The sequence below is a fragment of the Microbacterium sp. NPDC058345 genome (assembly GCF_042723855.1).
Lineage (GTDB): Bacteria > Actinomycetota > Actinomycetes > Actinomycetales > Microbacteriaceae > Microbacterium.
The window spans coordinates 1,572,271-1,594,432 of sequence record NZ_JBHXIG010000001.1 but is presented as its reverse complement, the minus strand read 5'-3'; the positions used below and the strand labels follow the sequence as shown (position 1 = coordinate 1,594,432).

The following is a 22,162-nucleotide window of genomic DNA, read 5'->3' as shown; positions in this document are numbered from 1 at the left end:
TCCGCGTTCGGCGGGGCCCCGCGGGGGGCGGCGCGCGGCCGCGGGGGGGGGCGCGTCGGGGGTGGGGGAACCCTCAAACCAGGGGGGTTGGGGGGGGGGGGGGGGGGGGGCGCGCCGGCCCCCCCACCCCTCGTCATCACTGGCCGAGGACGGCCGTGATCTCGTCGTTGTCCGCGTCGACGGAGTCGCCGTCCTTGAGCACGGCGTTGCGGATGAGCGTCAGCCACGGGCTGCCCGGGGCGTTGAACGCCTGCTGGAAGTTGCGCGCGACGGGAGTGTCGCCCTGCGAAGCCACCTCGTTGATGGTCACCAGGCGCGGGTCCTTCGCTGAGTACTCGTTGTCAGCCAGGTCCGCACGCGACACCGCGTTGTCATCCTCAGCCAGCACGCCGACCTGGGCGTCCTCCGACATCATCCAGCTCAGGAAGTTCCACGCCTGCGCAGCCTTCTTCGAGTCCTTCGAGATGCCGATGCCATCACCGCCGACGAAGGTCGAGACGCCGCCGTCCACGCCCGGGATGCCGGCGACACCGGCGTCGAACTCGAGCGACGAGAGCAGGGTCGCGGGGAAGGGCATGACGCCGACCTTGCCCTCGCTGAACGCCGCGGTCCAGGTGGGGCCGGCCTCGTCGGTCGAGCTGGGCAGCACAGCACCTGCGTCCTCAAGGCCCTTCCAGGTCTCGTAGACGGCCTTGGCCGAGTCGCTCGCGAGCAGCGCCTCGGTGCCGTCATCGTTCATGACCGGATCGCCGGATGCCCAGATGGACGGGAACCAGGTGAACACGAGGCAACCGCCGCAGTTCAAACCGGTGGCGGTGCCGTAGGTGTCGGGCTTGTTCAGCGCCTGCACCTTCTCGGCGGCCTCGGCGAACTCGTCGAGGGTGGCGGGCGCCTTCTCGGGATCCAGTCCGGCCTCGGTGAACAGCTCCTTGTTCCACATCAGCATCGAGAGGTCGAGCACGAAGGGCAGCACGTACTCCTTGCCGTCGAGGCTGCCGGCGGAGAGATGGCCCTTGTTGATCTGGTCTTTGTAGTCGAGGCCCCCGATCTGCTCGCTGATGTCGGCGAAGAGACCCTGCTCGACCCAGTTCGGGACGTAGACGATGTCGGCGGCGAACAGGTCGGGCAGGCCGCCGGAGCCGGCTGCCGCGCCCACCTTGGCGACGTAGTCGTCGTTCGGCACGACGGTCAGCTCGACCTGGTTCTCGTGCGATTCGTTGTACGCCTCGACGAGCAGCTTGGCCTGACGCTCCAGCGGGGCGCGAGTCCAGAGCGTGAGCGTCGAGCCGTCGTCGCTGCCGTCGGCCGTGATCGGCTCCGCCGGCTGGTCGTCTGCCGTCGGCGCACAGGCGGCGAGGCCGCCGGCGAGCATGCCCGCCGCGACGAGCGCGGCGGCGCCGCGCAGGAGGCGACGCTTTCCGGTGGTGTGCATGTGATGTTCTCCTCTGGCTCATCTTCGAGCGGATGCTGTGGCTTGCACCGCCGAGGGTCTCTCTCGAAAGCTACGAAAACCCTTTCGTTCATATATAGCGCGAATAGATGCGGCCGGTCAAGCATGAGTCCGATAACCTTTCAGCATCGGAGAGGAGAACGACGATGACCGATGGCACGGGCCGTGCGGTGACGCTCAGCGACGTCGCCAGCGCAGCGGGCGTGTCGATCTCGACGGCGTCCAAGGCCCTGAACGACCGAAACGACGTCGCCGCCTCGACCAAGGCCCGGGTGCTCGCCATCGCCGAGCAGATGTCCTTCACCCCGAACGTGATGGCGCGCGGTCTGCTGGCCGGGCGCACCGGCACCGTCGGACTGCTCACCAGCGATCTCGAGGGCCGGTTCATGATCCCGATCCTGATGGGAGCGGAGGACGCGTTCGGCGAGGGCAGGGTCAACGTCTTCCTCTGCGATGCGCGAGGCGATGCGATCCGCGAGCAGCATCATCTGCGCGAGCTGCTCAGCCGCCGGGTCGACGGCATCATCGTGGTGGGCAGGCAGACCGACCCGCGGCGATCGCTCGGGCAGGAGCTGCCGGTACCCGTGGTGTACGCCTACGCGCCATCGGACGACCCCCGTGACGTGTCGCTCACTCCCGACAATGTCGCCGGCGGCCGGCTCGCCGTGGAGCATCTCATCGCCTGCGGCCGCACCCGCATCGCGCACGTGAGCGGCGACCCCTCCTATGCGGCGGCCCGTGATCGGCTCGCCGGCGCGCGCGCTGCTCTGTCCGATGCTGGTCTCGCGATGGTCGGCGAGCCGATGTTCTCGGAGTGGACCGAGCACTGGGGTCGGGACGCCGGCGCGATGCTGCTGCGACAGCATCCGGACATCGACGCGATCTTCTGCGGATCCGATCAGATCGCCCGCGGCGTGCTCGACATCGCGCGCGATCTCGACCGCACCGTGCCGGACGACCTCGCGGTGATCGGGTACGACAATTGGGAGCTGCTGGCGGAGAACTCGCGACCGGGGCTGACCTCGATCGACGCCAATCTGCAGCAGCTCGGCCGCAGGGCCGCTGAGCTCGTGTTCGCCGCCATCGACGGGAAAGAGCGCGCCGCGGGCGAGCAGCGCATGCCCGTGCGCCTGGTGATCCGCGGGTCGACGATCGCCCGCCGCTGAGCGCCCAGCGTCACCTCCCCGTCATGACACCGTCGCCAGCCAGCATTGCAGAAATCACCCCGACGAAAGGCCCTCGAATCATGCGCATCGCACTCACCGGCTCGTCCGGAAAGCTCGGCACCGTCGTCGCTCGCGAGCTGCGCGCGAACGGCTGGGACGTGATCGGCATGGACGTCGTGGGCGCTCGCGCCGACGACTTCGTGCAGGTCGACCTGACCGACTACGGGCAGGTCGTCGACGCGCTCACCGCCGTGGGCGATCGGCATGCCGGCATCGACGCCGTCGTGCATCTCGGCGCGGTTCCCGCCCCGGGCATCCGCAGCGATGTCGCCACCTTCCACAACAACATGCCGGCGACGTTCAACGTCTTCTGGGCGGCCGTGCGGCTCGGCATCCGGCGCATCGTCTACGCGTTGAGCGAGACGGTGCTGGGGCTGCCGTTCGACGTGCCGCCGCCCTACATTCCCGTCGACGAGGAGTATCCGGCTCGCCCCGAATCGGTGTACTCGCTGGTGAAGACGCTCGAAGAGCAGCTGGCGCGCGAACTGGTGCGCTGGCATCCCGATGTGTCGATCACCGCCCTGCGATTCTCGAACGTGATGGTGCCGGAGGACTACGCCGAGTTCCCGTCGTTCGACGGTGACGCCGCCCTTCGCAAATGGAATCTCTGGGGCTACCTCGACGCGCGCGACGGTGCGCAGGCCGTGCAGCGGGCGCTGGAGGTCGCAGAACCCGGATTCGACCGGTTCATCATCGCTGCGGCGGACACGGTCATGTCGCGGCCCAACTCCGAGCTGATCGCCGAGGTCTTCCCCGGCGTGCCTGTGAACCGCAAGGTCGGAGACAACGAGACCCTGCTCTCCATCGACCACGCCCGCGAGGTGCTCGGGTTCGACCCACAGCACTCCTGGCGCGCTCACGTTCGGCCGTAGCGAGCCGGCAGACCCCGAGCCGTGCGTGCCGGTGGCCACGGCATCGGCGGCCGAGGTGTGCGGCAGCGAGGCGAGGTTCGCGAGCGTCAGCCGGCGGCTTCCTCCGGTCGCTCCAGCACCTCGATGGCTGCGGTGTCGGGCTCGTACTCCGCGATGTGACGCTCGTCGGGTCCGTTGTAGGCCGAGAGGGGCCGGATGAGCGCGTTCGCGGCCTGCTGCTCCATGATGTGCGCCGTCCAGCCGGTGATCCTCGCCGCGATGAACAGCGGGGTGAAGGTGAGCGTGTCGTAGCCGATGAGGTTGTACGCCGGGCCCGACGGGTAGTCGAGGTTCGGGTAGATGCCCTTGCGCGCGACGAACTCGCTCTCGAGCGTCTCGTACAGCTCGGCGACATCGGGGCGGTCGTAGTGCTCGACGAGGGTGTCGAGCGCTGCCTTCATGGTCGGCACTCGCGAGTCGCCGCGCTTGTAGACACGGTGGCCGAAGCCCATGATCTTGCGCTTCTCGGCGAGAGCCTTGTCGAGCCAGGGCACGACCTGGTCGGCCGAGTCGATCTCGTCGAAGATGTGCATCACGGCCTCATTGGCGCCGCCGTGCAGCGGGCCCTTCAGCGCTCCGATCGCGCCGACGACGGCCGAGTAGAGGTCGCTGAGCGTCGACGTGATCACCCGCGCGGTGAACGTCGAGGCGTTGAACGAGTGCTCCGCGTACAGGATCATCGATCGGTTGAAGGCGTCGACGACCACGGCATCCGGTTCCTCACCGAAGGTGAGCCAGAGGAAGTCCGCCGCATAGTCGAGATCGTCGCGCGGCTCGACGGCCTCCTGCCCGCGCCGGCGACGCTGACCGTAGGAGACGATCGCGGGCAGTGCGGCGAACAGCTTCAGGCTGCGCTCGAGGTTCTGCTCGGGCGTGCCGACGGCGTCGAGCACGTTGCCCGAACCCGCCGTCTCGATCGCGCCGATGACGCTGACGGCGGTGCGCACCTCGTCCATCGGGTGCGAGTCGAGGGGCAGCCGGTCGATGGCCTCCTTCACCTCCGGGGCGAGCGCGCGATGGGCGCGCTCGGTCGCGCGAAGCTCGGCCAGCTGCTCCGGGGTCGGCAGCTCGCCGTGCCAGAGCAGGTACGCGACGGCCTCGAAGGGCTGGGTCGCCGCCAGCTCCTGCACCGGGTAGCCGCGGTAGAGCAGGCTGTTCGTCTCGGGGTTGACCTTGCTGATCGCGGTCTCGTCGGCGACGACGCCTGCCAGGCCCTTCTTGATGTCGGTGTCAGCCATTGCTCACTCCTTCGTGATGGTGAAGTTGAAGACGCCCGAGTCGAACCGGTTGTACGACTCGTAGTCGATCAGGTCGTAGAGGTCGGCGCGGTGCTGCATCTCGCCGAGCTTCGAGGTCAGATGCCCCTCGTCATTCAGCGTATCCAGCGCACGCCCCGCCGCGCCCATGGCGATGCGCAGCAGCGAGACTGGCCAGATGACGATGTTCACCCCGACGTCGCGCAGCTGATCGACCGAGAACAGGTCGCTCTTGCCGAACTCCGTCATATTCGCCAGGATCGGCACGTCGACCGCATCCCGGATCGCCGCGAACTCGTCGAGCGAGCGCATCGCCTCGGGGAAGATCGCGTCGGCACCGGCATCCACCAGCGCCTTGGCGCGGTCCTTCGCCGCCTCGAGACCGTCGACGGCGGCGATGTCGGTGCGCGCCATGATGAGAAAGCTCTCGTCGCGGCGCGCGTCGACGGCGGCGCGGATGCGCTTCAGCGCGGTCTGCTCGTCGACCACGGCCTTGCCGTCGAGGTGACCGCAGCGCTTGGGGTTGATCTGGTCCTCGATGTGGGCGCCGGCGAGCCCGGCATCCTCGAGGGTCTGGATGGTGCGGGCGACGTTCATCGGCTCGCCGAAACCGGTGTCGGCGTCGATGATCGCCGGCAGCTCGGTCATGCGCGCGATCTGCTGGCCCCGGCCGGCCACCTCGGTGAGCGTGGTCAGGCCGATGTCGGGCAGGCCGAGGTCGGCCGAGAGCACGGCGCCCGAGATGTAGACGCCCTCGAACCCCTTCTGCTCGATGAGCCGCGCGCTCAGCGGGTTGAAGGCGCCGGGAAAGCGCAGCAGCTCGCCGGAGGCCAGGCGTTCGCGGAACAGCCGCCGCTTCTCGTGCGCCGGAGTGGAGGAGTAGAGCATCAGAACAGCCCCTTCGGAGCCTCGGACGCCGAGGCGAGCACGCCGGGCCTCGCGACGATCGACAGCTCGGCCACCTCGGCCGCCGTCAGCTCGGGCAGACGCTGCACGAGTGCCAGGAAGCGCTCGATCTCGGCCGCGTCGAGCACGGGGTCCGCGAGAATGCGGAACTTGCGGATGTACTCCTCCCGACGGAACGGGCGTGCACCCAGGGGATGGGCGTCGGCGACGGCGATCTCGTCGACGATGGTCTCGCCGTTCGCGAGCGTGATCACCACGCGTCCGCCGAACGCCTTCTCGTCGGGGTCGATCGAGTGGTAGCGGCGAGTCCACTCGGCATCCTCGGCGGTGGTGATCCTGCGCCACAGCTCGACGGTGTCGGCGCGACCGGCACGTTCCGGGGCGTACGAGTCGACGTGGTGCCAGGTGCGGTCCTGCAGGGCGACGGCGAAGATGTACGGGATCGAGTGATCGAGGGTCTCGCGCGACGCCGTCGGGTCGTACTTCTGCGGATCGTTCGCGCCCGAGCCGATCACGTTGTGCGTGTGATGGCTGGTGTGGATCACGATGCTCTCGATATTCGCCGGGTCACTCAGCTCGGGATGCTCGGTGCCCAGTCGACGCGCCAGGTCGATCAGCGCCTGCGCCTGGTACTCGGCCGAGTGCTCCTTCGTGTAGGTGTCGAGGATGGCCCGCTTGGCTTCGCCCGGCGCGGGGAGCGGCACGTCGTAGGACGCGTCCTTGCCGTCGAGCATCCAGGCGATCACGCCGTCCTCCCCCTCGTAGACGGGTGACGGCGAGGTCTGCCCGCGCATGGCCCTGTCGACGGCTTCGACCGCCATCTTGCCGGCGAAGGCGGGAGCGTGCGCCTTCCAGGTGGAGATCTCGCCCTTGCGACTCTGGCGCGTCGCGGTGGTGGTGTGCAGTGCCTGACCGACGGCCTGGTAGATGGTCTCGGCGTCGAGGCCGAGCAGCGTGCCGATGCCGGCGGCGGCCGACGGGCCGAGGTGGGCGACGTGATCGATCTTGTGCTTGTGCAGCGAGATGGCCCGCACGAGGTCGACCTGGATCTCGTAGCCGGTGGCGATGCCGCGCACGAGCGCGCGACCGTCGCACCCGGCGTGCTGTGCCACCGCGAGGATCGGCGGGATGTTGTCGCCGGGGTGCGAGTACTCCGCCGCGAGGAAGGTGTCGTGGTAGTCGAGCTCGCGCACGGCGACGCCGTTCGCCCACGCCGCCCACTCGGGACTGGTGCGTTCGGCGAGCTTCGCGCCGAACACCGTGGCTCCCGCTCCGCCCGTCGAGACGGGGTGCGAGAAGGCCTGCGCCCGCGCGGCCACGATCGGCGCGCGGGTGAGGGATGCCGCCGCGACCGACGCGTTGTCGATGATGCGATTGATGATCATCTCGACCACCTCGCTCTCGACCTCCACGGGGTCGACGGCGACCTCGGCGATCTTCCATGCCAGCTGCTCTTCGCGAGGGAGCTCCTCTTCGCTGCGGTGGACGCGGACGTGATGGGTGACGGTCATTTCGTTCCTTCCGGATGCGAGCTCTGCTGATCCAGAGACGCGAGGATGCTGGTCAGGGCGTTGTGCAGGTGCACGTGCGTGGCGTGGGCGGCGAGGTCGGCGTCGCGCGCCGCGAGGGCGCGTGCGATGAGCAGATGCTCGGATGCGGATGCCGCCAGCCGCTCCGGCTTGTCGCGCGCCATGCGGCGCACTCGCACGAGGTGCGTACGCACGGTGCGCAGGGCCGAGGTGAGGTAGTCGTTGCCGTGCGAGACGTCGAGCTGAGCGTCGAGGCGGGCGATCAACGCGTAGTAGGCGTCTCGTCCCGCCGCACGGCTCAGGTCGACGCGGCCGAAGCCGTCGGCGAGGGTGGCGAAGGCGGTCGCATCACCGCGCATCGCGGCCAGCCGGGCCGAGGTCTCCTCGAGCGCCCGGCGGATCTCGAACAGCGCCCGGATGTCGTCGGCATCGAGGGCGGCGACCACGGTGACGCGCGGCGACTGCTGCACCACCATGCCGTCGGCGGCGAGCCGCCGAAGCGCTTCGCGAAGCGGTGTCCGGCTCACGCCCAGCCGCTCCGCCTGCTCGACCTCGGCCAGCACGGCCCCCGCCGGCAGTGCCCCGGACTGGATCTCATCGAGCAGGACCGCGTAGGCGCGCTCGCTCGCACGGATCGGCTCGACGGCAAGGGTCATGTCGTCAGCGTATACACAAATGAGCAGATGCGCGAGGAACAATGCCTTCGATGCCGTCTAGGTATACATAAAACTTCTTCGCTCCTGGGCTTGCATTCCGGCTACTCAGTAGTACTATGTAGTGGTAGTCAACATCGCTGAGTACTAGTAGCCAGCAACACTGAGTAGTGGAAGGAGGTCACCATGGGAAAGCAGATGACCGAGATGCTCAAGGGCACTCTCGAGGGCATCGTGCTCGCACTGCTCGCGGGTCGAGCCGCGTACGGATACGAGATCACCACGCAGCTGCGCGATCGAGGCTTCGAAGAGATCGCCGAGGGCACGGTGTATGCGCTCCTCGTGCGGATCGAGCAGAAGGGCCTCGTCGACATCGAGAAGGTTCCCAGCGAAAAGGGACCGCCGCGCAAAGTCTTCACGCTGAACGCCAAGGGCGAGCAGGAGCTCGCCGAGTTCTGGAGGACCTGGAGCTTCCTCACGGAGCGCATCGAACAGCTCCACACCCCGAACGACACCGAACTCATCCCTGAAGGAGAGAACTGACATGGCCGCAAAGTGGATCGAAGCGCTGACCGGACCGCTCGAGCAGAAGAAGCAGTACAAGAACGCCAAGGCGCGGATCGAAGCGCTGAACGAACCGCACCGCTCCGCGGCGAACGCGATGCACCGGTATCTGCTCCATTACGGAGGCATCACCGACGGCGACACCCTGGTGCAGATGTTCGTCGATCTCGCCGACCTGTGGGAGCGGGCGGCGATCGACGGCACGCCGGTGAGCGAGATCGTCGGCGATGACCCGGTCGACTTCGCCGAGACGTTCGCGCAGTCGTACGGCGGCGCGCGCTGGATCGATAAGGAACGCACCCGCCTCATCGAGGCGATGGAGAGTGCGAAGAAGAAGGAGAACCACTCATGACCACCCCGACGATCTCGGTGCGCGGCATCGAGAAGTCCTTCAAGGATCTGCAGGTGCTGCGCGGCGTCGACTTCGACGTCGAGCGGGGCAGCATCTTCGCCCTGCTCGGCTCGAACGGCGCCGGCAAGACCACCATGGTGCGCATCCTCGCGACGCTGCTCAAGGCGGATGCCGGGACGGCATCCGTGCGCGGCTTCGACGTGGCATCCGAACCGCTCAGGGTGCGCGAGTCGATCAGCCTCACCGGCCAGTTCGCCGCCGTCGACGAGATCCTCTCGGGGCGCGAGAACCTCGTGCTCGTCGCCAAGCTGCGCCACCTGCCCGACCCCGGTCGGGTGGCCGACGATCTTCTGAAGCGGTTCCGCCTCACCGAGGCGGGCGCACGTAAGGCGGGCACCTACTCCGGTGGCATGCGCCGCCGGCTCGACATCGCGATGAGCCTCGTGGGCGACCCCGAGGTGATCTACCTCGACGAACCGACCACCGGCCTCGACCCCGAGGCGCGCATCGAGGTGTGGGACGTCGTCAAGGAGCTCGCCGGCAACGGCACGACGGTGCTGCTCACCACGCAGTACCTCGACGAGGCCGAGCAGCTCGCCGACCGCATCGCGATCCTGCATCAGGGGCGCATCATCGCGAACGGAACACTCGCCGAGCTCAAGCAGCTGCTGCCTGCCGCGAAGGTCGAGTACGTCGAGAAGCAGCCGACCCTCGAGGAGATCTTCCTCCAGCTGGTCGGACCGTCGTCCACGACGGAGAACGAGAGAAGGGATGCAGCATGAGCACGCACTTCATGGCGGACACCGCCGTACTGACCGGCCGCTCGATGCGGCACATCTTCCGCAGCGCCGACACGATCATCACCACGGCGGTCACCCCGATCGCCCTGATGCTGCTGTTCGTGTTCGTCTTCGGAGGGGCGCTGCGGCAGAGCATCGGATCCGAGAGCTACGTGAACTACCTGCTTCCCGGCATCCTGCTCATCGCGATCGCCTCCGGCATCGCGTACACGGCGTTCCGGCTGTTCACCGACATGCAGGGAGGTGTCTTCGAGCGGTTCCACTCCATGCCGATCGCACGGTCGAGCGTGCTGTGGGCGCACGTGCTCACCTCACTCGTCGCGAACGGCATCACACTCGCGATCATCTTCGCGGTCGGGTTCCTGATGGGATTCCGCACCGGCGCAGGCCCCCTCGAGTGGCTCGGCGTGATCGGGATCCTCGGGCTGTTCACGCTGGCGCTCACCTGGCTGGCCGTCATCGCGGGCCTCTCGGCGAAGACCGTCGACGGCGCGAGCGCGTTCTCGTACCCGCTGATCTTCCTGCCGTTCATCAGTTCGGCGTTCGTGCCGACCGACACCATGCCGGGGCCGGTGCGCTGGTTCGCCGAGAACCAGCCCGTCACCTCGATCGTCAACACGATTCAGGCGCTGTTCGCCGGCGAGCCGGTCGGCGGCGAGATCTGGGTGGCGCTCGCCTGGTGCGTCGGCATCCTCGTCGTCGCCTATGCCTTCGCGATGCGGGCCTACCGCCGGCGGATCGGTTGAGTGCGCGACCGCGAAGTGCGCCTCGAAGCCCCGGATGCCGACCTCGGTCGCATCCGGGGCTTCGTCGTCGGCCCGGGGATCTGCCCGGGCCGGCGGTCATTGAGCGGCGCGCGCGAACAGCCCCGGATAGTCCACGACGAGACCTTCGTCGTCGACAGTCAGGGTGCGGCGGAAGCCGGAGTCGCGGGATTCGTACAGATACTCGTACTCGCTGAGCCGGGTGTACCGCTGCGGATCGGCCACGACGTCGAGTTCCGGCACGCGGATGTACGCGGTGATGATGTCGGCACTCTCGCCGACGGCGAGGCGCAGCCGTCGGATCGGCAGGGTGTTGCTGAGCGGGGATGCCGAGATGTCGACCTCGTGTGCCTCACGCAGATCGTCGCGCCGACGTCCGGCGATCTCCCACCCGTCAGCGGTGCGGCGCACATCGAGCACGCGCTCCCCCACGCGGACCGTGATGCCCGCGAAGGTCCAGCCCTGCGTGGCGTGCAGCGTGTAGGAGCACAGGATGCCGCCGCGCCGGATCACGCTCTGCACTCGCACGCCGCTCTCGTCCGTACCGATCTCGCATGTCTCCTGAGTGCGGCTCTCGATACCGTTCCAGACGATCGTGGTCACGTCGGCTCCTCAGCGCGGCCGGCACCGGCCGCCCGCAACGCTGTCGAAGCCGGCGGCACGATGGCCGCATTCCGGTGAAACGGGACACGAACCGCGCGATTCGCGCGCAAGGTCCTGCCGAACGACACATGGAACAGGACCGCCCCGACCGTGGCCGCGAGCACACCGAGCGCGAACATGATCTGACGTTATCGAACGGCACCGGATCACACGAATGGCCATTCGAGACGGCGCTCTGTTCCGCGAAAGCTGTCGCTGGTTGCGTTCGGGCAGGTGTCTTCACGGGCCGCCGGAAACGTCCGGCGGACCGTTTCGGCGGGATCGGTTTCGGCAGGGTGTTTCGGCAGCTGCTTCACGGCGTGCCGAGCGTGATTCGAACCGAAACCGTCAAGCTGCCGTAAACGATCGATGTCGGCGGGGGCATGGACAGGGAGCTCCGTTCGGCGTCCTGCCTCTTCGTTCCTGAGCGCTACAGCGCTCGGGTCATTACGCGCACGTCGGGTCGATCCGAACGTGGACCGGTCGTGAACCCCGCACGCTCGTACGTTCGTATCGCGGCGTCATTGCCGACGTTCACTTTCAGTCGCAACTCTGACGCACCGAGCGATCTCGCCCGGTCTATCGCAAAGCCGACGAGAAGATGCGCGAGGCCCTGCCCTCTGCGCGTCGGATCGATACACACGCGACCGATGCGAGCGACCTCACCGTCGATTGTCAGATCAAAATGCCCGAGCGCCTCGTCCGATTCTTCCTCGACAAGGGTCCATCCGTATATCCAGCATCTTCCATCTCGGATAGCTGCACGGCGTCCATAGGCCAACGCAGTCGGGGCCCCGTGAATAGGTAAAGGGCGTCTGGGTCGGGGATCCAGCTGACAACCGCTTTGCAATCGGTTGCGGTACGTCGGCGCAGGCGGAACATGAACACAGCCCATGGAGCAGGCGGCTGAGCGCCGAAATCGTCTGCCGAATGGCAGTTCTGGGGAGCGTTGGCGGCGATGATCCTGACACCATACGGACGACTCACGCGAAAAACGATCGTTTCCGGGCGGGCGATCAACGGCCTTCAGCTCGATGCGCGGATCCCGGAGCTGGAAGCTGCCAGCGAGGAGCCCGGGTCACGCTGCCCTTGCGGAGTCGGAAGCGGGCATGGTGGGCTGGCTGCATGCCGTTCTTTCCGCCAGACCCCGCGATCCCTGAACCGGAAGAGACCGAATCGTCGCAGCCGCGCTGGTGGCAGGCACCCGAGGACGAGATGCCTGTCCTGTTACCCGTCTCGGAGCTCCTGGCTGTGACAGACCACGTCGCGATCGCACTCGTGGGGATCGAAGTTCACCGCGAGGGGGTCCAGCTCCGGGTGGAGCGGCGTCTCCGCCGAAAGGGGCTCCCCCTGGCGGAGTGGAATGAGTTGTGCGGCGCGTTCATGGGGCACATGTCGTACGGTGGTCTCGTCGACGTAGCCGGTCGGCTGCGATTCGGGGTCGTGCTCGCAGACGGTGAGAAGATCGTGACCGACGCATCCCCGTTCTTCGGTAGCAGCGATCCGATGATCGAACCCAAGGGGCATACCCTTAGCCGTCAGGAGCAAGGAGGCGGCGGAGGAGAGAGCACATACGCCTCCGCGGACCACCTGTGGCTATGGCCTCTGCCGCCAGCCGGGGCGATCGAGCTGGTCATGCAATGGCCGACGCTCGGCATCGATGAGACGCGCGTGAAGATCGATGCGAGCAGGGTGCCGACACTCGCCGCTCGCGCTCGACTCTACTGGCCGCGCTAAACTACGCGCAAGCGCTGAGTAACTGCGGCGTCGCTTAGCGCCTCGATTCGGCGAACGTTTGTGATGGCTCAAGTCACGCACTACGACCGGCTCGCCAGAAATGATCGTTTCTGGCGGCGCCGGGATTGACTGATGCGGGGCTCGGGATCAGGTCTGCCCGAATGGGTGAGAACTGCTCGACGCGATGCCGTTACTGATCCAGCTCCAGTACTTCGTCCAACACGCGACGAGCGAAGGCCGCTTGGCCCGGCGCGGTGTTCGTCAGCATGATGAGGCCTTTCCAGAGGGCCCATCCCGCCCCGCGCGCCCATGTTGCATCGTCGAGTTCGAGGGTGGATCGGAAAGCGCGTCGAGCTGGTCCGCGGAACTGGGTCCAATAGATCACGGTGTCGCAGGCGGGGTCGCCGACGGCGGAGCAGCCGAAGTCGATCATGGCCGAAAGCGCCCCTCGGCGGTCAACGACCAAGTTATTGATTGCGACGTCGCCGTGAACCCACACTGACGGTTCACACTCCGGAGTCGACGTTGCGCTGCGCCAGAGCGCGGCGGCGCGGTCTCGTTCCCGCACGTCGAGCAAGGAGAATCGACTTTGCACCTCGTCGTCCCAATGCGTCACAGGCGCACCGCGATAGGCGCTGTGCAACCCGGGCGCCGGGCCATCTGTAGCATCCGCTCGGCGCAACGAGGTCAGGAACAATGCGAGGTCGACAGCCGTCGCGATGTCGCCGCTCAGGTGGGCAGGGTCTGGTCGGCGACCTTCGATCCAACGGTAGATCGACCACGGTGCCGGGAAAGTCTCGCTCGGCCGTCCACAACCAACGACGCTCGGGATCGGCTGCGGCAGCTGCGGCGCGAGCCTTGGCAACCACTCCTGCTCCTTCCGAACCTGCGGAATATAGGCAGCAGCCGCTGGGAGACGAACAATCAGAGCTTCCCCGAGGCGGAACATACGGTGATCGTTCCCCGCATCCGCAATAGCCCTCACAGGTAGAGCCGCCCACTGCGGGAACTGCTCTCGCACGAGACTCTGCACCAACGCTTCGTTGATCGCGGGGCGGCTGGGAAAGGGCACACTCATCCCGCCACGCTAGTCGGAAGAGGCCCCGTGTCTTGCAACTGCGCCACTCGTCGGGCACGGGCGCCGCGGGAGTGCCGTCGATCAACCGCGGATGATCTGTTGAAGCACCTGGAACGCCACCGCGACGACGAGGGCGTTGTAGAAGAAGCTGAGGATGCTGTGCAGCATGACGATTCGTCGGACTCGGAGGTTCAGCACCTGGGCGTCGGTCGCGCTGGGCGATGAGGGTGCGGCGTGGCGGGGGCACGGACGTGCGCGCCCCCGTCACGCCGTCGGCGTTACTTCTTCGGAACGCCGAGTCGCGAAGCGACCTCTGTGGCGACTCGCTGTCCGGACAGGATCGCGCCGTTCATGGTGCCGGAGTACTGGTCGGCTGTTTCGGTGCCCGCCCAGTGGGTGAGTCCGACGGGTTCGCGCAGGAACCGTCCGAAGGCGGTCCACACACCCGGTCCGACCGCGGGGTTGGGTCCTCCGGGGGCGAAAGTGTCGGTGCCCCAGGAGAAGTCCTCGTACCCGATGATGCGTTTCGCCTCGTCTCCGTAGAGGTGCATGAGGTGGCGGATGACGCGCTGTGAACGTTCGTCGCGGTCGTACCCGTCGAATCCTCGTGCGTCGCAGAAGACCATGAGGATGCCGGGGCCGTCGGGGCCGGGGCTGACGTCGAAGGTGAGGAAGACGGTCTCATCGTCGGAGACCCCTTCGCCGGAGAGGCCTTCGCTGCGCCAGAAGGGTCTGTCGTAGGCGACGAACGCCTTGCTGAGCGCCCCGAGTCGCCAGCTTCGAGAAAGCCCGTAGTGCTGTTCGGGAAGGGGCGGCGCGAACTCGATCGCGGACCGGTGCGAGGGTGCTGCCGTCACGATGACGCGGCGCGCCTGAATGATCTCGTCGCCGGCTTCGACGGTGACGTGGTCGCCGTCGGTCGTGATCTTGCGGACGGGTGCGTTGACGATGACCCGGTGTCCGAGAGTCTCAGCGAATCGGGAGACAAGGGAGTGGACCGTTCCGAGAATCCGATCCTGCTGGTCGCCGCCTTCGACGGCGAGCATGTGCTCCAGCCCTCCCAATGTCTTGATGTAGCGCAGCGCGTTGAAGAGCGATATGTCGCTGAGTGGCGCACCCCAATGGACCGTGCTCACCATTGCGATGAACTTGCGCGTGCCTTTGAGTGCTCGCTTGGACGTGAGCCATTCGCCCAGGGACATCGCGTCGTACTCGTGCGCTTTCGGGTGCTTCCACGTGTCCGCGACGGGCAGGGTGTCGACGATCTTCTGCAGCGCGTTCATGATTCGTGCGATGTCGAGCGCGACCCAGGGGGCCAGTGCGGTCAGGCTTTCTGGTTTGCGGCGTCCGTTGAAGGAGATCACCCCTTTGCCGTCGTGGAACTGCGGGACGGTTTGTCCGTCGAATCGTTTGATGAGGGCATGCATGGCGTCGTGGTCGGGGGCGACCCAGGTGGCACCGGCGTCGACGGGGACGCCGGCGATCTCGGTGGTGCGGATGCGGCCGCCGACGCGGTCCCGCCCTTCGAGGACGACGACGTCATACCCCTGTTGGGTCAGCTGATCAGCGGCGGTGAGTCCGGCAAGGCCAGCGCCGACGATGACGACGTCAAAGGATCCGGTCAAGGTGGTGTTCACGGGTGTGCTCCGTTCTCAGCGGCTGACGGGCTGCTGTCGTTGTGCGGTCAGATGAAATCGGTGGTGGTGGCTTGGGCCACGGTCTGCTCGATGAGGTCTTCGTACGCGATCACGAAATGATCAGCGAGCAGCCTGCTACGGACGGCATGCTCCTCGAGACGCCTTGTGAGGAGAACGGGATCGTGACTCGGTGGCACCTCGATCCCGTTCATCACGAAATCCACACCGCCCACGGATGCGGCATGCGACGAGAAGGCACCGATGAGACTGCGCATACCGGCGCGGATCTCATCGCGCGCCGACGCCTCGTCCGTATCGGAGAGTCCCAGCAGAACTCCGTGGCCGGTGGGGGCGAGGCGCGGAAGGGTCTTGTCGAAAGCATGTCGGGTGCGAGTGTCCTGCTCCCACCATCGGGCCCAATCCATGCCTGCCTGGAAGGTCTCCGCGATGATCAGCATGGTCACCGGGTTGCGGGGCAGCTCGCCGAGGTGCATCTGGACGGTGACGGGAAGGCGACGCTGACGCAGCACGATCGCGAGATCGTGAAGGTCGGTGGCAGCGGAACCGGTGATGACGACGTGTCGGTTGGTCATGATGGTGGCTTTCAGAAGTCGAACTGCGCGAAGTCGCGGGCGAGGGCGCCGTCATCCATGGGGATCAGAGCACCGGTGATGCGCTGGCTGACGGGTGAGCAGAGCACGGTGATCATCGCGGCGGCGTTGGTGTCCACACCGCCGGGACCGACGAGGATGCTGTTCACGCGGGCGCCGGCGCGGGCGCGTTTGGTGATGGCCGACATCGTGCGTTGCAGCCACCGTGACGCCAGCTCCAGCTCGGATTCGTCGTTCAGTTGATACAGCAGCAGCAGCGATTGGTCTTGGGAGGGTGCGGCGCCGCCGAGGACGTCGGCGGCGGAGCGCATGACCTTCTTGGCTTCGGAGCGGAACCGCCACCACCGGACAGGGCCGCGAGCGGCGAGGCTGTTGATGACGTCGACGTGGAGCACGACCGCGGTCGCGGGACGGCCCCGAGCATGGAGGAAGTTCTTGATCCGCAGGACGGTGAACACGTTGACGTCGTCCTCGACGCTGACCCAGTGGCTGGACGTGCCGCCGTGCTGGGTGAGGTCGGTTGTGGACGTGCTGGGCGTGGTGGCGTACGTCCACGCTCCCTCGGAGGCGAGGGTGCGCAGCACCGCCCGGTCGAGCTCGTCGCCGACGCCAAGCAGCAGCACGGTCGAGTCTTCTAGGTTCAGATCCATGGAGTACTCCGCTCTCCCTCGATCGGCTGCGCCGGATTGGCTGTGGCATAACTGCGCCGGGGTACATCGGCACGGCGAACGCTGAGAGCTGATCCGAGGAGGGAGCGATCCGCGGAGAGCTTCTCGCGCAGTCCCCGTGCGGTTGCCCGCTCGAGCACTCCAGCGGTGAGCAGTTGCGCGGCTCGCACGAAGGGCCGCAGTCTGCGTCGATATCGGGTTGCGGCGCCGGCGACATCGGCGGGGGTGCGTCGGAGTTCTTCGGCGAAGATCGCACCACCCACCAAGCCCCCGTGAGCGCCGGCACCTGAGAGCGGGTCGATGCAGTGGGCGGCGTCACCGATCAGCACGATGTTGCGCGCATGCCAGTGCGGTGCTCGTATCTGCGCGAACCGGGTCGTGCGGATGCTGTCTGGGGATGCGTTCTCGACGTGTTCGATGAAGGGTGCGAACTTCGGTCCGGCCGTTCTGAGCAGTTCCGCCGCGCGGGGCAGCAGTTCGGCACCTGCGAAGCGTCCGGGTCCGAGATTGAACGAGGTGAGTACGAGGGTTTGGTCGCGGTCGGTGTAGGGGAACACCTGCGCGCCCAGCCCGCCGCCGAGGAGGATCGCGGCTTCTGTGGTCCCTGCAATCCGTCCGGGAACGTTCACCCACAGGTTGTGCCGCCCGTTCTCGTAGAGGTATGAGCGGTCGATCTCGACGGCAAGCCGTCGAACGGTGGAGTTGAGTCCGTCTGCTCCGATGATCAGGTCGAAGCTCTCTGTGCTCCCATCGGCGAAGTGCGCGTTCACGCCTTCCCGGGTGTGTTGAATGCCCGTGAGTTCTTGGCCGAAGGTGGTAGGGACGCGGCGAGCGGCGTACTGAGAGATCGCGCCGACCAGGTCTCCCCGCCGTGCCGACCGGTAGCCGCTCATCGGAATGCGGAAGAGTTCTTTCTGACCGCGGGCAACGGTGACGGTCGCGGTCGGTGTGCTGAGGTCGGTGACGATGCCCAGCGCACCGATCTGACGCATGACGCGCAGCGCGACCGTGTCGAACAGGATCTGGTAGCCGCCGGAGTGCGGTTTGTCGACCGAATCGATGATCCGCACGTCGTGTCCGTCGTGGGCGAGCATGTAGGCGACGCCGCTTCCGGCGATGCCTGCTCCGACGACGAGAATCTTCATGCTGGGCTCCTGAGGTCAGTGCTCGACGGGAGTGCGTCCCTTGTGGGACGGGATGGCGACCCACGCGATGACAGCGGCGATGACGAGCAGGATCGCGGCGATGACGGATGTCCACTGCATGCCGACGGTGAAGGCATGCTGCGCCTGCTCGATCGCGGCGAGCACCTCAGTGCGGCCCGTGTCGAGCTGGGAGACGGCGGTGGCGAGGGATTCGTTCACGGCTCCGTTGATCTCTGCATCCGCGAGAGGAGGGAGGTTCCACCGATACAGCGCGAGCTGTATGGAGCCGAGGACGGCGATGCCGAGCGCCGCGCCGAGCTCGTAGGCTGTTTCCGCGATGGAGGATGCGGCGCCGGCGCGCTCTCGCGGCGCGGCGCTGACGACCGCGTCGGTGGTGAGAGTCATCGCCAGGCCCGCACCGAATCCGACGATGGCGAAGCCGATGATGATGCCGACCAGGCCCGGCATGCCCTCCGCAAGAGCGAGCACGCCCAGGCCCACGGCGCCGAGTGCGAGGCCGACACTGATCGCACGGCCTCGGCCGAGCTTGCCGAGCATATATCCGGCGAAAGCGATCACCACGATCGAGGCGACAGTGGCTGACAGTTCGGTCAGTCCCGCCTGCAGGGGTCCGAGGCCACGGACCAGCTGCAAGTACTGGGAGAAGAAGAACAGCAGACCGACGAACGCGAAGATCGACACGGTGTTGGCCACGACCGCACCGCTGAACGCGGGTGAGCGGAACAGGAAGATGTCGATGAGCGGCTGCGCGAGAGTGCGCTGGCGGCGAAGGAACAACCAGCCGGCGACAAGGCCCAGCAGCACCGCGACCAGCACGCTCCAGTCGAAGCCCTTCGCGAACATGTGCTTGATCGCGTAGACGACCGCGACGATCGCGACGAACGACAGCACCGCGGAAAGCAGATCGATACGAGCGCCGTTCGGATCTTTCGACTCCGGGAGCAGGAAGATCCCGCCGACCAGGACGAGGATCATGATGGGTACGTTGATCAGGAACACGCTCCCCCAGTGGAAGTGCTCCAGCAGCGCGCCGCCCACGATGGGGCCGACTGCTGCACCCGCTGTCGCACCCGCAGCCCACACCGCGATCGCGCGGGTGCGCATCGCTGGATCGGCGAACAGGTTTCGCACGATGGCGAGCGTCGAGGGCATGATCGTCGCCCCGCTGATGCCGAGGATGGCGCGGGCGAGGATCAGCATCTCCGGCGTCGGCGCGAAAGCCGCAAGTACCGATGAGAGCCCGAACCCGACCGCACCGATCAACAGCAGACGCTTGCGACCGATCCGGTCCGCGAGGTTACCCATCGTCACCAGCAGACCTGCGAGCGCGAACGAGTAGATGTCACCGATCCACAACAGCTGTGTCGCCGTGGGGTTCAGGTCCGCCGTGAGCGCGGGAACGGCGAGCGCGAGCACGGTTCCGTCGATCGCGAGGAGCAGCACCGCGAGAGTGAGGATACCCAGCGCCGCCCAGCTGCGCGTCGTCACGGGAGAAGAAGTCGTTGAAGTCACAGAACACACGCTACCGGCTACTTGGCCGGTTGAAAAAGCCAGGTAGACTTTTATAAGGGTTTCGTCAGGATCGACGAGGACGGTGGATCCTCCTCGGCACGATCGAAGGCGGAGTCGCCGCCACGGAAACGGAGTTCGCATGACCAGCACTGGGCTCACGGAGCGCGCAACACGAAACGCGGAGCGCACGAGGGCTGCGGTCCTCGCCGCCGCCGCGGAGGCGATGGCTGAACGGGGCACCGGCGTCTCCCTCGACCACATCGCCAAGCGTGCCGGCGTCTCGAAGAGTGGATTGCAGCACCACTTCCCGAACCGGGAATCTCTCATCGTCGCGCTCGTCGAAGACGCGCAGCAGCAACTCCGCGAGAACGTCATGAGCCACCTCGACCTGTCCGAGAACGAACCAGGGAAGCTCCTCCGCGCCTACGTACGCGCCATGACCTCGGGCTCCGAAGCGATGATGCAGTACTTCACGGCCGCACCCACATGGGCCGGGATCTACCAGATACCCAAAGTCATCGAGATCACCAGCACCGACGCTCAATGGTGGGACGACAACCTTGCAGCCGACGGATTGGATGCGGCCCGCATCATGGTCGTCCGCCGCGCCGCCGAAGGAATCGCAGCCGCCGTCGCATACGGAGATGAAACGCCAGCCGCCGTCGAGCAGGCACGCACGACCCTCTTGCACCTCGCAAACAAAGGCGAGTTCAACGAGCTCTAGACTCCGACATCTGCCACAGTGCACGGGAAACCTCCACCGGAACCATCTCCGGCGAACGTTCAGTGGCGGCGCCTCCCCGGCAACAGCATCGATCCCCGCCAGAAACGTTCGCTTCCGGCGCGGGCGATGGCTCCGGCCCCCCACAACTGGTCCGACGCTTCTCATGAGGCTCCGTCGCCCTCGTGACACGGTCCGACAGCCTTTGTGAGACGCCGACACTTTCGTGAGATCGGACGACGATCGGCGCGAAACGAACCGCACGATGGGTCGGTTCGTGGTCGTTATGCATCCGTGATTCTGTGACGGCTTTTCGGCGCCGGATCTGGGGTTCGAATGTCGGTGGCTGCTGGTGTACTGGGGGTATGGCGGCGTTGATGGATGTCTCTGCGGAGCAGGTGGCCACGCTCGATGAGCTGGTCGATCTGGTGCAGTGCATCGAGCGCACGCTGGGCAGTTTGCAGGCGGCCCGGGATGGGGCTTTGGCGTTGGCGTCGCGGTGGGCGATGGCGGCTGCCGGGGATGTGGATGAGGTGGATCTGACGGTTCGGTCGGTGGCGGCGGAGTTGGGGGCGGTGCTGCGGGTCAGTGACCGGACGGTGCAGCGGCGGATGTCGGATGCGGAGGTCAAGGTCGACCGGTTCCCGGTGGTGTGGCAGGCGCAGGGTGCGGGGCGGATCAGTGCCGGGCATGCCCGGGTGATCGTGGATGCCGGGGATTATCTGGAGGATCCGGCGGCGCGCCAGGCGTACAGCGTGCGGGTGTTGGAGTTCGCGGAGCACGAGTCCCCGAACCGGTTGCGTCCGATCGCCGCCCGTCTGGCGGAGCAGTATCAGGCGCGGTCGTTGCAGGAGCGGCATGAGGATGCCCGGCACAAGCGCGCGGTGTGGGTGACGGATGTCCCGGACGGGATGGCCGAACTCGGCGTGCGCGGCCCGGCGGTGCTCGTGCATGGCGTGTTCGACCGGCTCACCGCCATGGCCAAGACGAACCTGGCGGGCGGTCAGCCGAACACGAACACCGACGGCACTGAGCGACCCGACGGTGCTGAGGGTGCCGGGTCAGGTGCTGCGGGTGTGTCGTTCGGGCCTGCGGCGGCACACCCGGGCGGGGGAAGCTCGGGCGCGCAGGACCTCGCCGATACGCGTCCGGTCGAGGATCCGCGGACGCTGTCGCAGATGCGTGCCGATCTGGCCCTGGACCTGCTGCTCACCGGCGCCCCGGCCGGGCACGACACCCCCGACGGGCTGCTCGCCGCGATCAGCGGGCAGGTGAGCGTGACCGTGCCGGTACTGACCCTGATGGGTGCCGAGGATGCCGGCACACCGGCACCGGAACTGGACGGGCGCTGCCCGATCGACCCCGCCACCGCCCGTCTGCTCGCCGGGGCCGCCACCGGGTGGGACCGGGTGCTCACCCACCCGATCACCGGGGGCCTGCTCGCCGTGGACCGCTACCGGCCCGGCGAATCCCTGCGACGACACCTCAGAGCCCGCGACCAACGCTGCCGGTTCGTCTGCTGCGGGATGCCCGTGCGGCGCAGCGACCTCGACCACACCCAAGACGCGGCCCTGGGCGGTGCGACCGAAGAACGAAACCTCGAAGCCCTCTGCCGACGCCACCACATCCTCAAACACCACACCCCCTGGCACGTCGAACAACTCCCCGACGGGCTGCTGGAATGGACCAGCCCCACCGGCCGGGTCTACATCGACCACCCCCCAGCCCAGAACACCGTCACCTTCACCGACACCGACCCACCCCCCGACACCGAACCACCCGACGACCCCTGGGCCAACCCACCACCCCGACACCTCACACCCTTCTGAACGCGGGCCCTGCCGTCGGAGCGAACGCGCGTGGGCCCGCGTGGCCGCGCGGCGGCATGCCCGTGCGGCAAGCCGACGAACTCCCTCGACTCACTCGCCCGCACATATGCCCGTACGCCGCCCGTTCGAAGGAGATCATCTCGAGATGCG

The 22,162-nt window shown here is 67.1% G+C and carries 23 protein-coding genes; 9 read left to right on the top strand and 14 right to left on the bottom strand.

Annotation, left to right across the window (positions count from 1 at the left end; translation table 11 throughout):
• Positions 1-136: 136 nt before the first annotated feature.
• Positions 137-1,432 (bottom strand): extracellular solute-binding protein, encoded by a 1,296-nt coding sequence (locus ACFWH5_RS07535; RefSeq protein ID WP_378833479.1) that lies wholly within the window; start codon positions 1,430-1,432, stop codon positions 137-139.
• A gap of 164 nt (positions 1,433-1,596) precedes the next feature.
• On the opposite strand from ACFWH5_RS07535, the gene ACFWH5_RS07530 reads away from it, so the two are divergent.
• Together ACFWH5_RS07530 and ACFWH5_RS07525 are read left to right on the top strand one after the other, a co-directional pair.
• Positions 1,597-2,616 (top strand): LacI family DNA-binding transcriptional regulator, encoded by a 1,020-nt coding sequence (locus ACFWH5_RS07530; RefSeq protein ID WP_378833477.1) that lies wholly within the window; start codon positions 1,597-1,599, stop codon positions 2,614-2,616.
• An 80-nt stretch (positions 2,617-2,696) separates the two neighbouring features.
• Complete coding sequence (locus ACFWH5_RS07525) at positions 2,697-3,548, top strand: NAD-dependent epimerase/dehydratase family protein (protein ID WP_378833475.1); 852 nt, start codon at positions 2,697-2,699, stop codon at positions 3,546-3,548.
• Positions 3,549-3,634: 86 nt separating this feature from the next.
• On the opposite strand, the gene ACFWH5_RS07520 is transcribed toward ACFWH5_RS07525, so the two are convergent.
• The 4 genes from ACFWH5_RS07520 to ACFWH5_RS07505 are packed head-to-tail and all read right to left on the bottom strand — an operon-like array spanning position 3,635 to position 7,934.
• Complete coding sequence (locus ACFWH5_RS07520) at positions 3,635-4,825, bottom strand: bifunctional 2-methylcitrate synthase/citrate synthase (RefSeq protein WP_378833472.1); 1,191 nt, start codon at positions 4,823-4,825, stop codon at positions 3,635-3,637.
• 3 nt (positions 4,826-4,828) lie between these two features.
• The gene (gene prpB, locus ACFWH5_RS07515) at positions 4,829-5,731 is read right to left on the bottom strand and encodes a methylisocitrate lyase (protein ID WP_378833470.1); all 903 of its coding nucleotides are present in this window, start codon (positions 5,729-5,731) and stop codon (positions 4,829-4,831) included.
• On the bottom strand, positions 5,731-7,260 hold the full coding sequence (locus tag ACFWH5_RS07510) for an MmgE/PrpD family protein (RefSeq protein WP_378833468.1): 1,530 nt from the start codon (positions 7,258-7,260) through the stop codon (positions 5,731-5,733). Before ACFWH5_RS07510 ends, prpB begins: the two co-directional genes overlap by 1 nt.
• A complete protein-coding gene (locus tag ACFWH5_RS07505) occupies positions 7,257-7,934 on the bottom strand; it encodes a GntR family transcriptional regulator (RefSeq protein WP_378833465.1) in 678 nt (225 codons plus the stop codon). Before ACFWH5_RS07505 ends, ACFWH5_RS07510 begins: the two co-directional genes overlap by 4 nt.
• 183 nt (positions 7,935-8,117) lie before the next feature.
• Between ACFWH5_RS07505 and ACFWH5_RS07500 the strand changes: the two genes are divergently transcribed.
• The 4 genes from ACFWH5_RS07500 to ACFWH5_RS07485 are packed head-to-tail and all read left to right on the top strand — an operon-like array spanning position 8,118 to position 10,393.
• Positions 8,118-8,474, top strand: a complete 357-nt coding sequence (locus tag ACFWH5_RS07500) for a PadR family transcriptional regulator (protein WP_378833464.1) — start codon at positions 8,118-8,120, stop codon at positions 8,472-8,474.
• Between the two features lies 1 nt (position 8,475).
• On the top strand, positions 8,476-8,847 hold the full coding sequence (locus tag ACFWH5_RS07495) for a DUF1048 domain-containing protein (protein ID WP_378833462.1): 372 nt from the start codon (positions 8,476-8,478) through the stop codon (positions 8,845-8,847).
• On the top strand, positions 8,844-9,629 hold the full coding sequence (locus tag ACFWH5_RS07490) for an ABC transporter ATP-binding protein (RefSeq protein ID WP_378833459.1): 786 nt from the start codon (positions 8,844-8,846) through the stop codon (positions 9,627-9,629). Before ACFWH5_RS07495 ends, ACFWH5_RS07490 begins: the two co-directional genes overlap by 4 nt.
• Complete coding sequence (locus ACFWH5_RS07485) at positions 9,626-10,393, top strand: ABC transporter permease (RefSeq protein WP_378833457.1); 768 nt, start codon at positions 9,626-9,628, stop codon at positions 10,391-10,393. The genes ACFWH5_RS07490 and ACFWH5_RS07485 overlap by 4 nt, the downstream gene beginning before the upstream one ends.
• Positions 10,394-10,489: 96 nt before the next feature.
• On the opposite strand, the gene ACFWH5_RS07480 is transcribed toward ACFWH5_RS07485, so the two are convergent.
• From ACFWH5_RS07480 to ACFWH5_RS07470, 3 genes are all read right to left on the bottom strand, one after another.
• On the bottom strand, positions 10,490-11,014 hold the full coding sequence (locus ACFWH5_RS07480; RefSeq protein ID WP_378833454.1) for a putative glycolipid-binding domain-containing protein: 525 nt from the start codon (positions 11,012-11,014) through the stop codon (positions 10,490-10,492).
• On the bottom strand, positions 11,011-11,193 hold the full coding sequence (locus ACFWH5_RS07475; protein WP_378833452.1) for a hypothetical protein: 183 nt from the start codon (positions 11,191-11,193) through the stop codon (positions 11,011-11,013). The genes ACFWH5_RS07480 and ACFWH5_RS07475 overlap by 4 nt, the downstream gene beginning before the upstream one ends.
• A 290-nt stretch (positions 11,194-11,483) precedes the next feature.
• Positions 11,484-11,948, bottom strand: coding sequence for a GNAT family N-acetyltransferase (locus tag ACFWH5_RS07470; RefSeq protein ID WP_378833450.1), 465 nt, complete (start codon positions 11,946-11,948; stop codon positions 11,484-11,486).
• 230 nt (positions 11,949-12,178) lie between these two features.
• Here ACFWH5_RS07470 and ACFWH5_RS07465 point away from each other — a divergent pair, with 230 nt between their 5' ends.
• Positions 12,179-12,790 carry a hypothetical protein gene (locus ACFWH5_RS07465; RefSeq protein WP_378833448.1) on the top strand — a complete coding sequence of 204 codons (612 nt, stop codon included), beginning with the start codon at positions 12,179-12,181 and terminating at the stop codon, positions 12,788-12,790.
• 190 nt (positions 12,791-12,980) lie between these two features.
• On the opposite strand, the gene ACFWH5_RS07460 is transcribed toward ACFWH5_RS07465, so the two are convergent.
• The 6 genes from ACFWH5_RS07460 to ACFWH5_RS07435 all read right to left on the bottom strand — a co-directional run bounded on the left by ACFWH5_RS07460 (position 12,981) and on the right by ACFWH5_RS07435 (position 19,462).
• The gene (locus tag ACFWH5_RS07460; protein WP_378833446.1) at positions 12,981-13,868 is read right to left on the bottom strand and encodes an aminoglycoside phosphotransferase family protein; all 888 of its coding nucleotides are present in this window, start codon (positions 13,866-13,868) and stop codon (positions 12,981-12,983) included.
• 278 nt (positions 13,869-14,146) lie between these two features.
• Complete coding sequence (locus tag ACFWH5_RS07455) at positions 14,147-15,505, bottom strand: flavin monoamine oxidase family protein (protein WP_378833444.1); 1,359 nt, start codon at positions 15,503-15,505, stop codon at positions 14,147-14,149.
• Between the two features lie 47 nt (positions 15,506-15,552).
• Positions 15,553-16,098: a hypothetical protein gene (locus ACFWH5_RS07450; protein ID WP_378833441.1), complete on the bottom strand. Its 546-nt coding sequence runs from the start codon at positions 16,096-16,098 to the stop codon at positions 15,553-15,555.
• An 11-nt stretch (positions 16,099-16,109) separates the two neighbouring features.
• On the bottom strand, positions 16,110-16,766 hold the full coding sequence (locus ACFWH5_RS07445; RefSeq protein WP_378833438.1) for a hypothetical protein: 657 nt from the start codon (positions 16,764-16,766) through the stop codon (positions 16,110-16,112).
• Entirely contained in the window at positions 16,757-17,929 is a 1,173-nt protein-coding gene (locus ACFWH5_RS07440) for an FAD-dependent oxidoreductase (RefSeq protein ID WP_378833436.1), read from the bottom strand. Before ACFWH5_RS07440 ends, ACFWH5_RS07445 begins: the two co-directional genes overlap by 10 nt.
• A 15-nt stretch (positions 17,930-17,944) precedes the next feature.
• Positions 17,945-19,462 (bottom strand): MFS transporter, encoded by a 1,518-nt coding sequence (locus tag ACFWH5_RS07435; protein WP_378833433.1) that lies wholly within the window; start codon positions 19,460-19,462, stop codon positions 17,945-17,947.
• A gap of 139 nt (positions 19,463-19,601) precedes the next feature.
• On the opposite strand from ACFWH5_RS07435, the gene ACFWH5_RS07430 reads away from it, so the two are divergent.
• Entirely contained in the window at positions 19,602-20,186 is a 585-nt protein-coding gene (locus ACFWH5_RS07430; protein ID WP_378833430.1) for a TetR/AcrR family transcriptional regulator, read from the top strand.
• Positions 20,187-20,560: 374 nt separating this feature from the next.
• Positions 20,561-22,012, top strand: a complete 1,452-nt coding sequence (locus ACFWH5_RS07425; RefSeq protein ID WP_378833428.1) for a DUF222 domain-containing protein — start codon at positions 20,561-20,563, stop codon at positions 22,010-22,012.
• Positions 22,013-22,162: the final 150 nt, after the last annotated feature.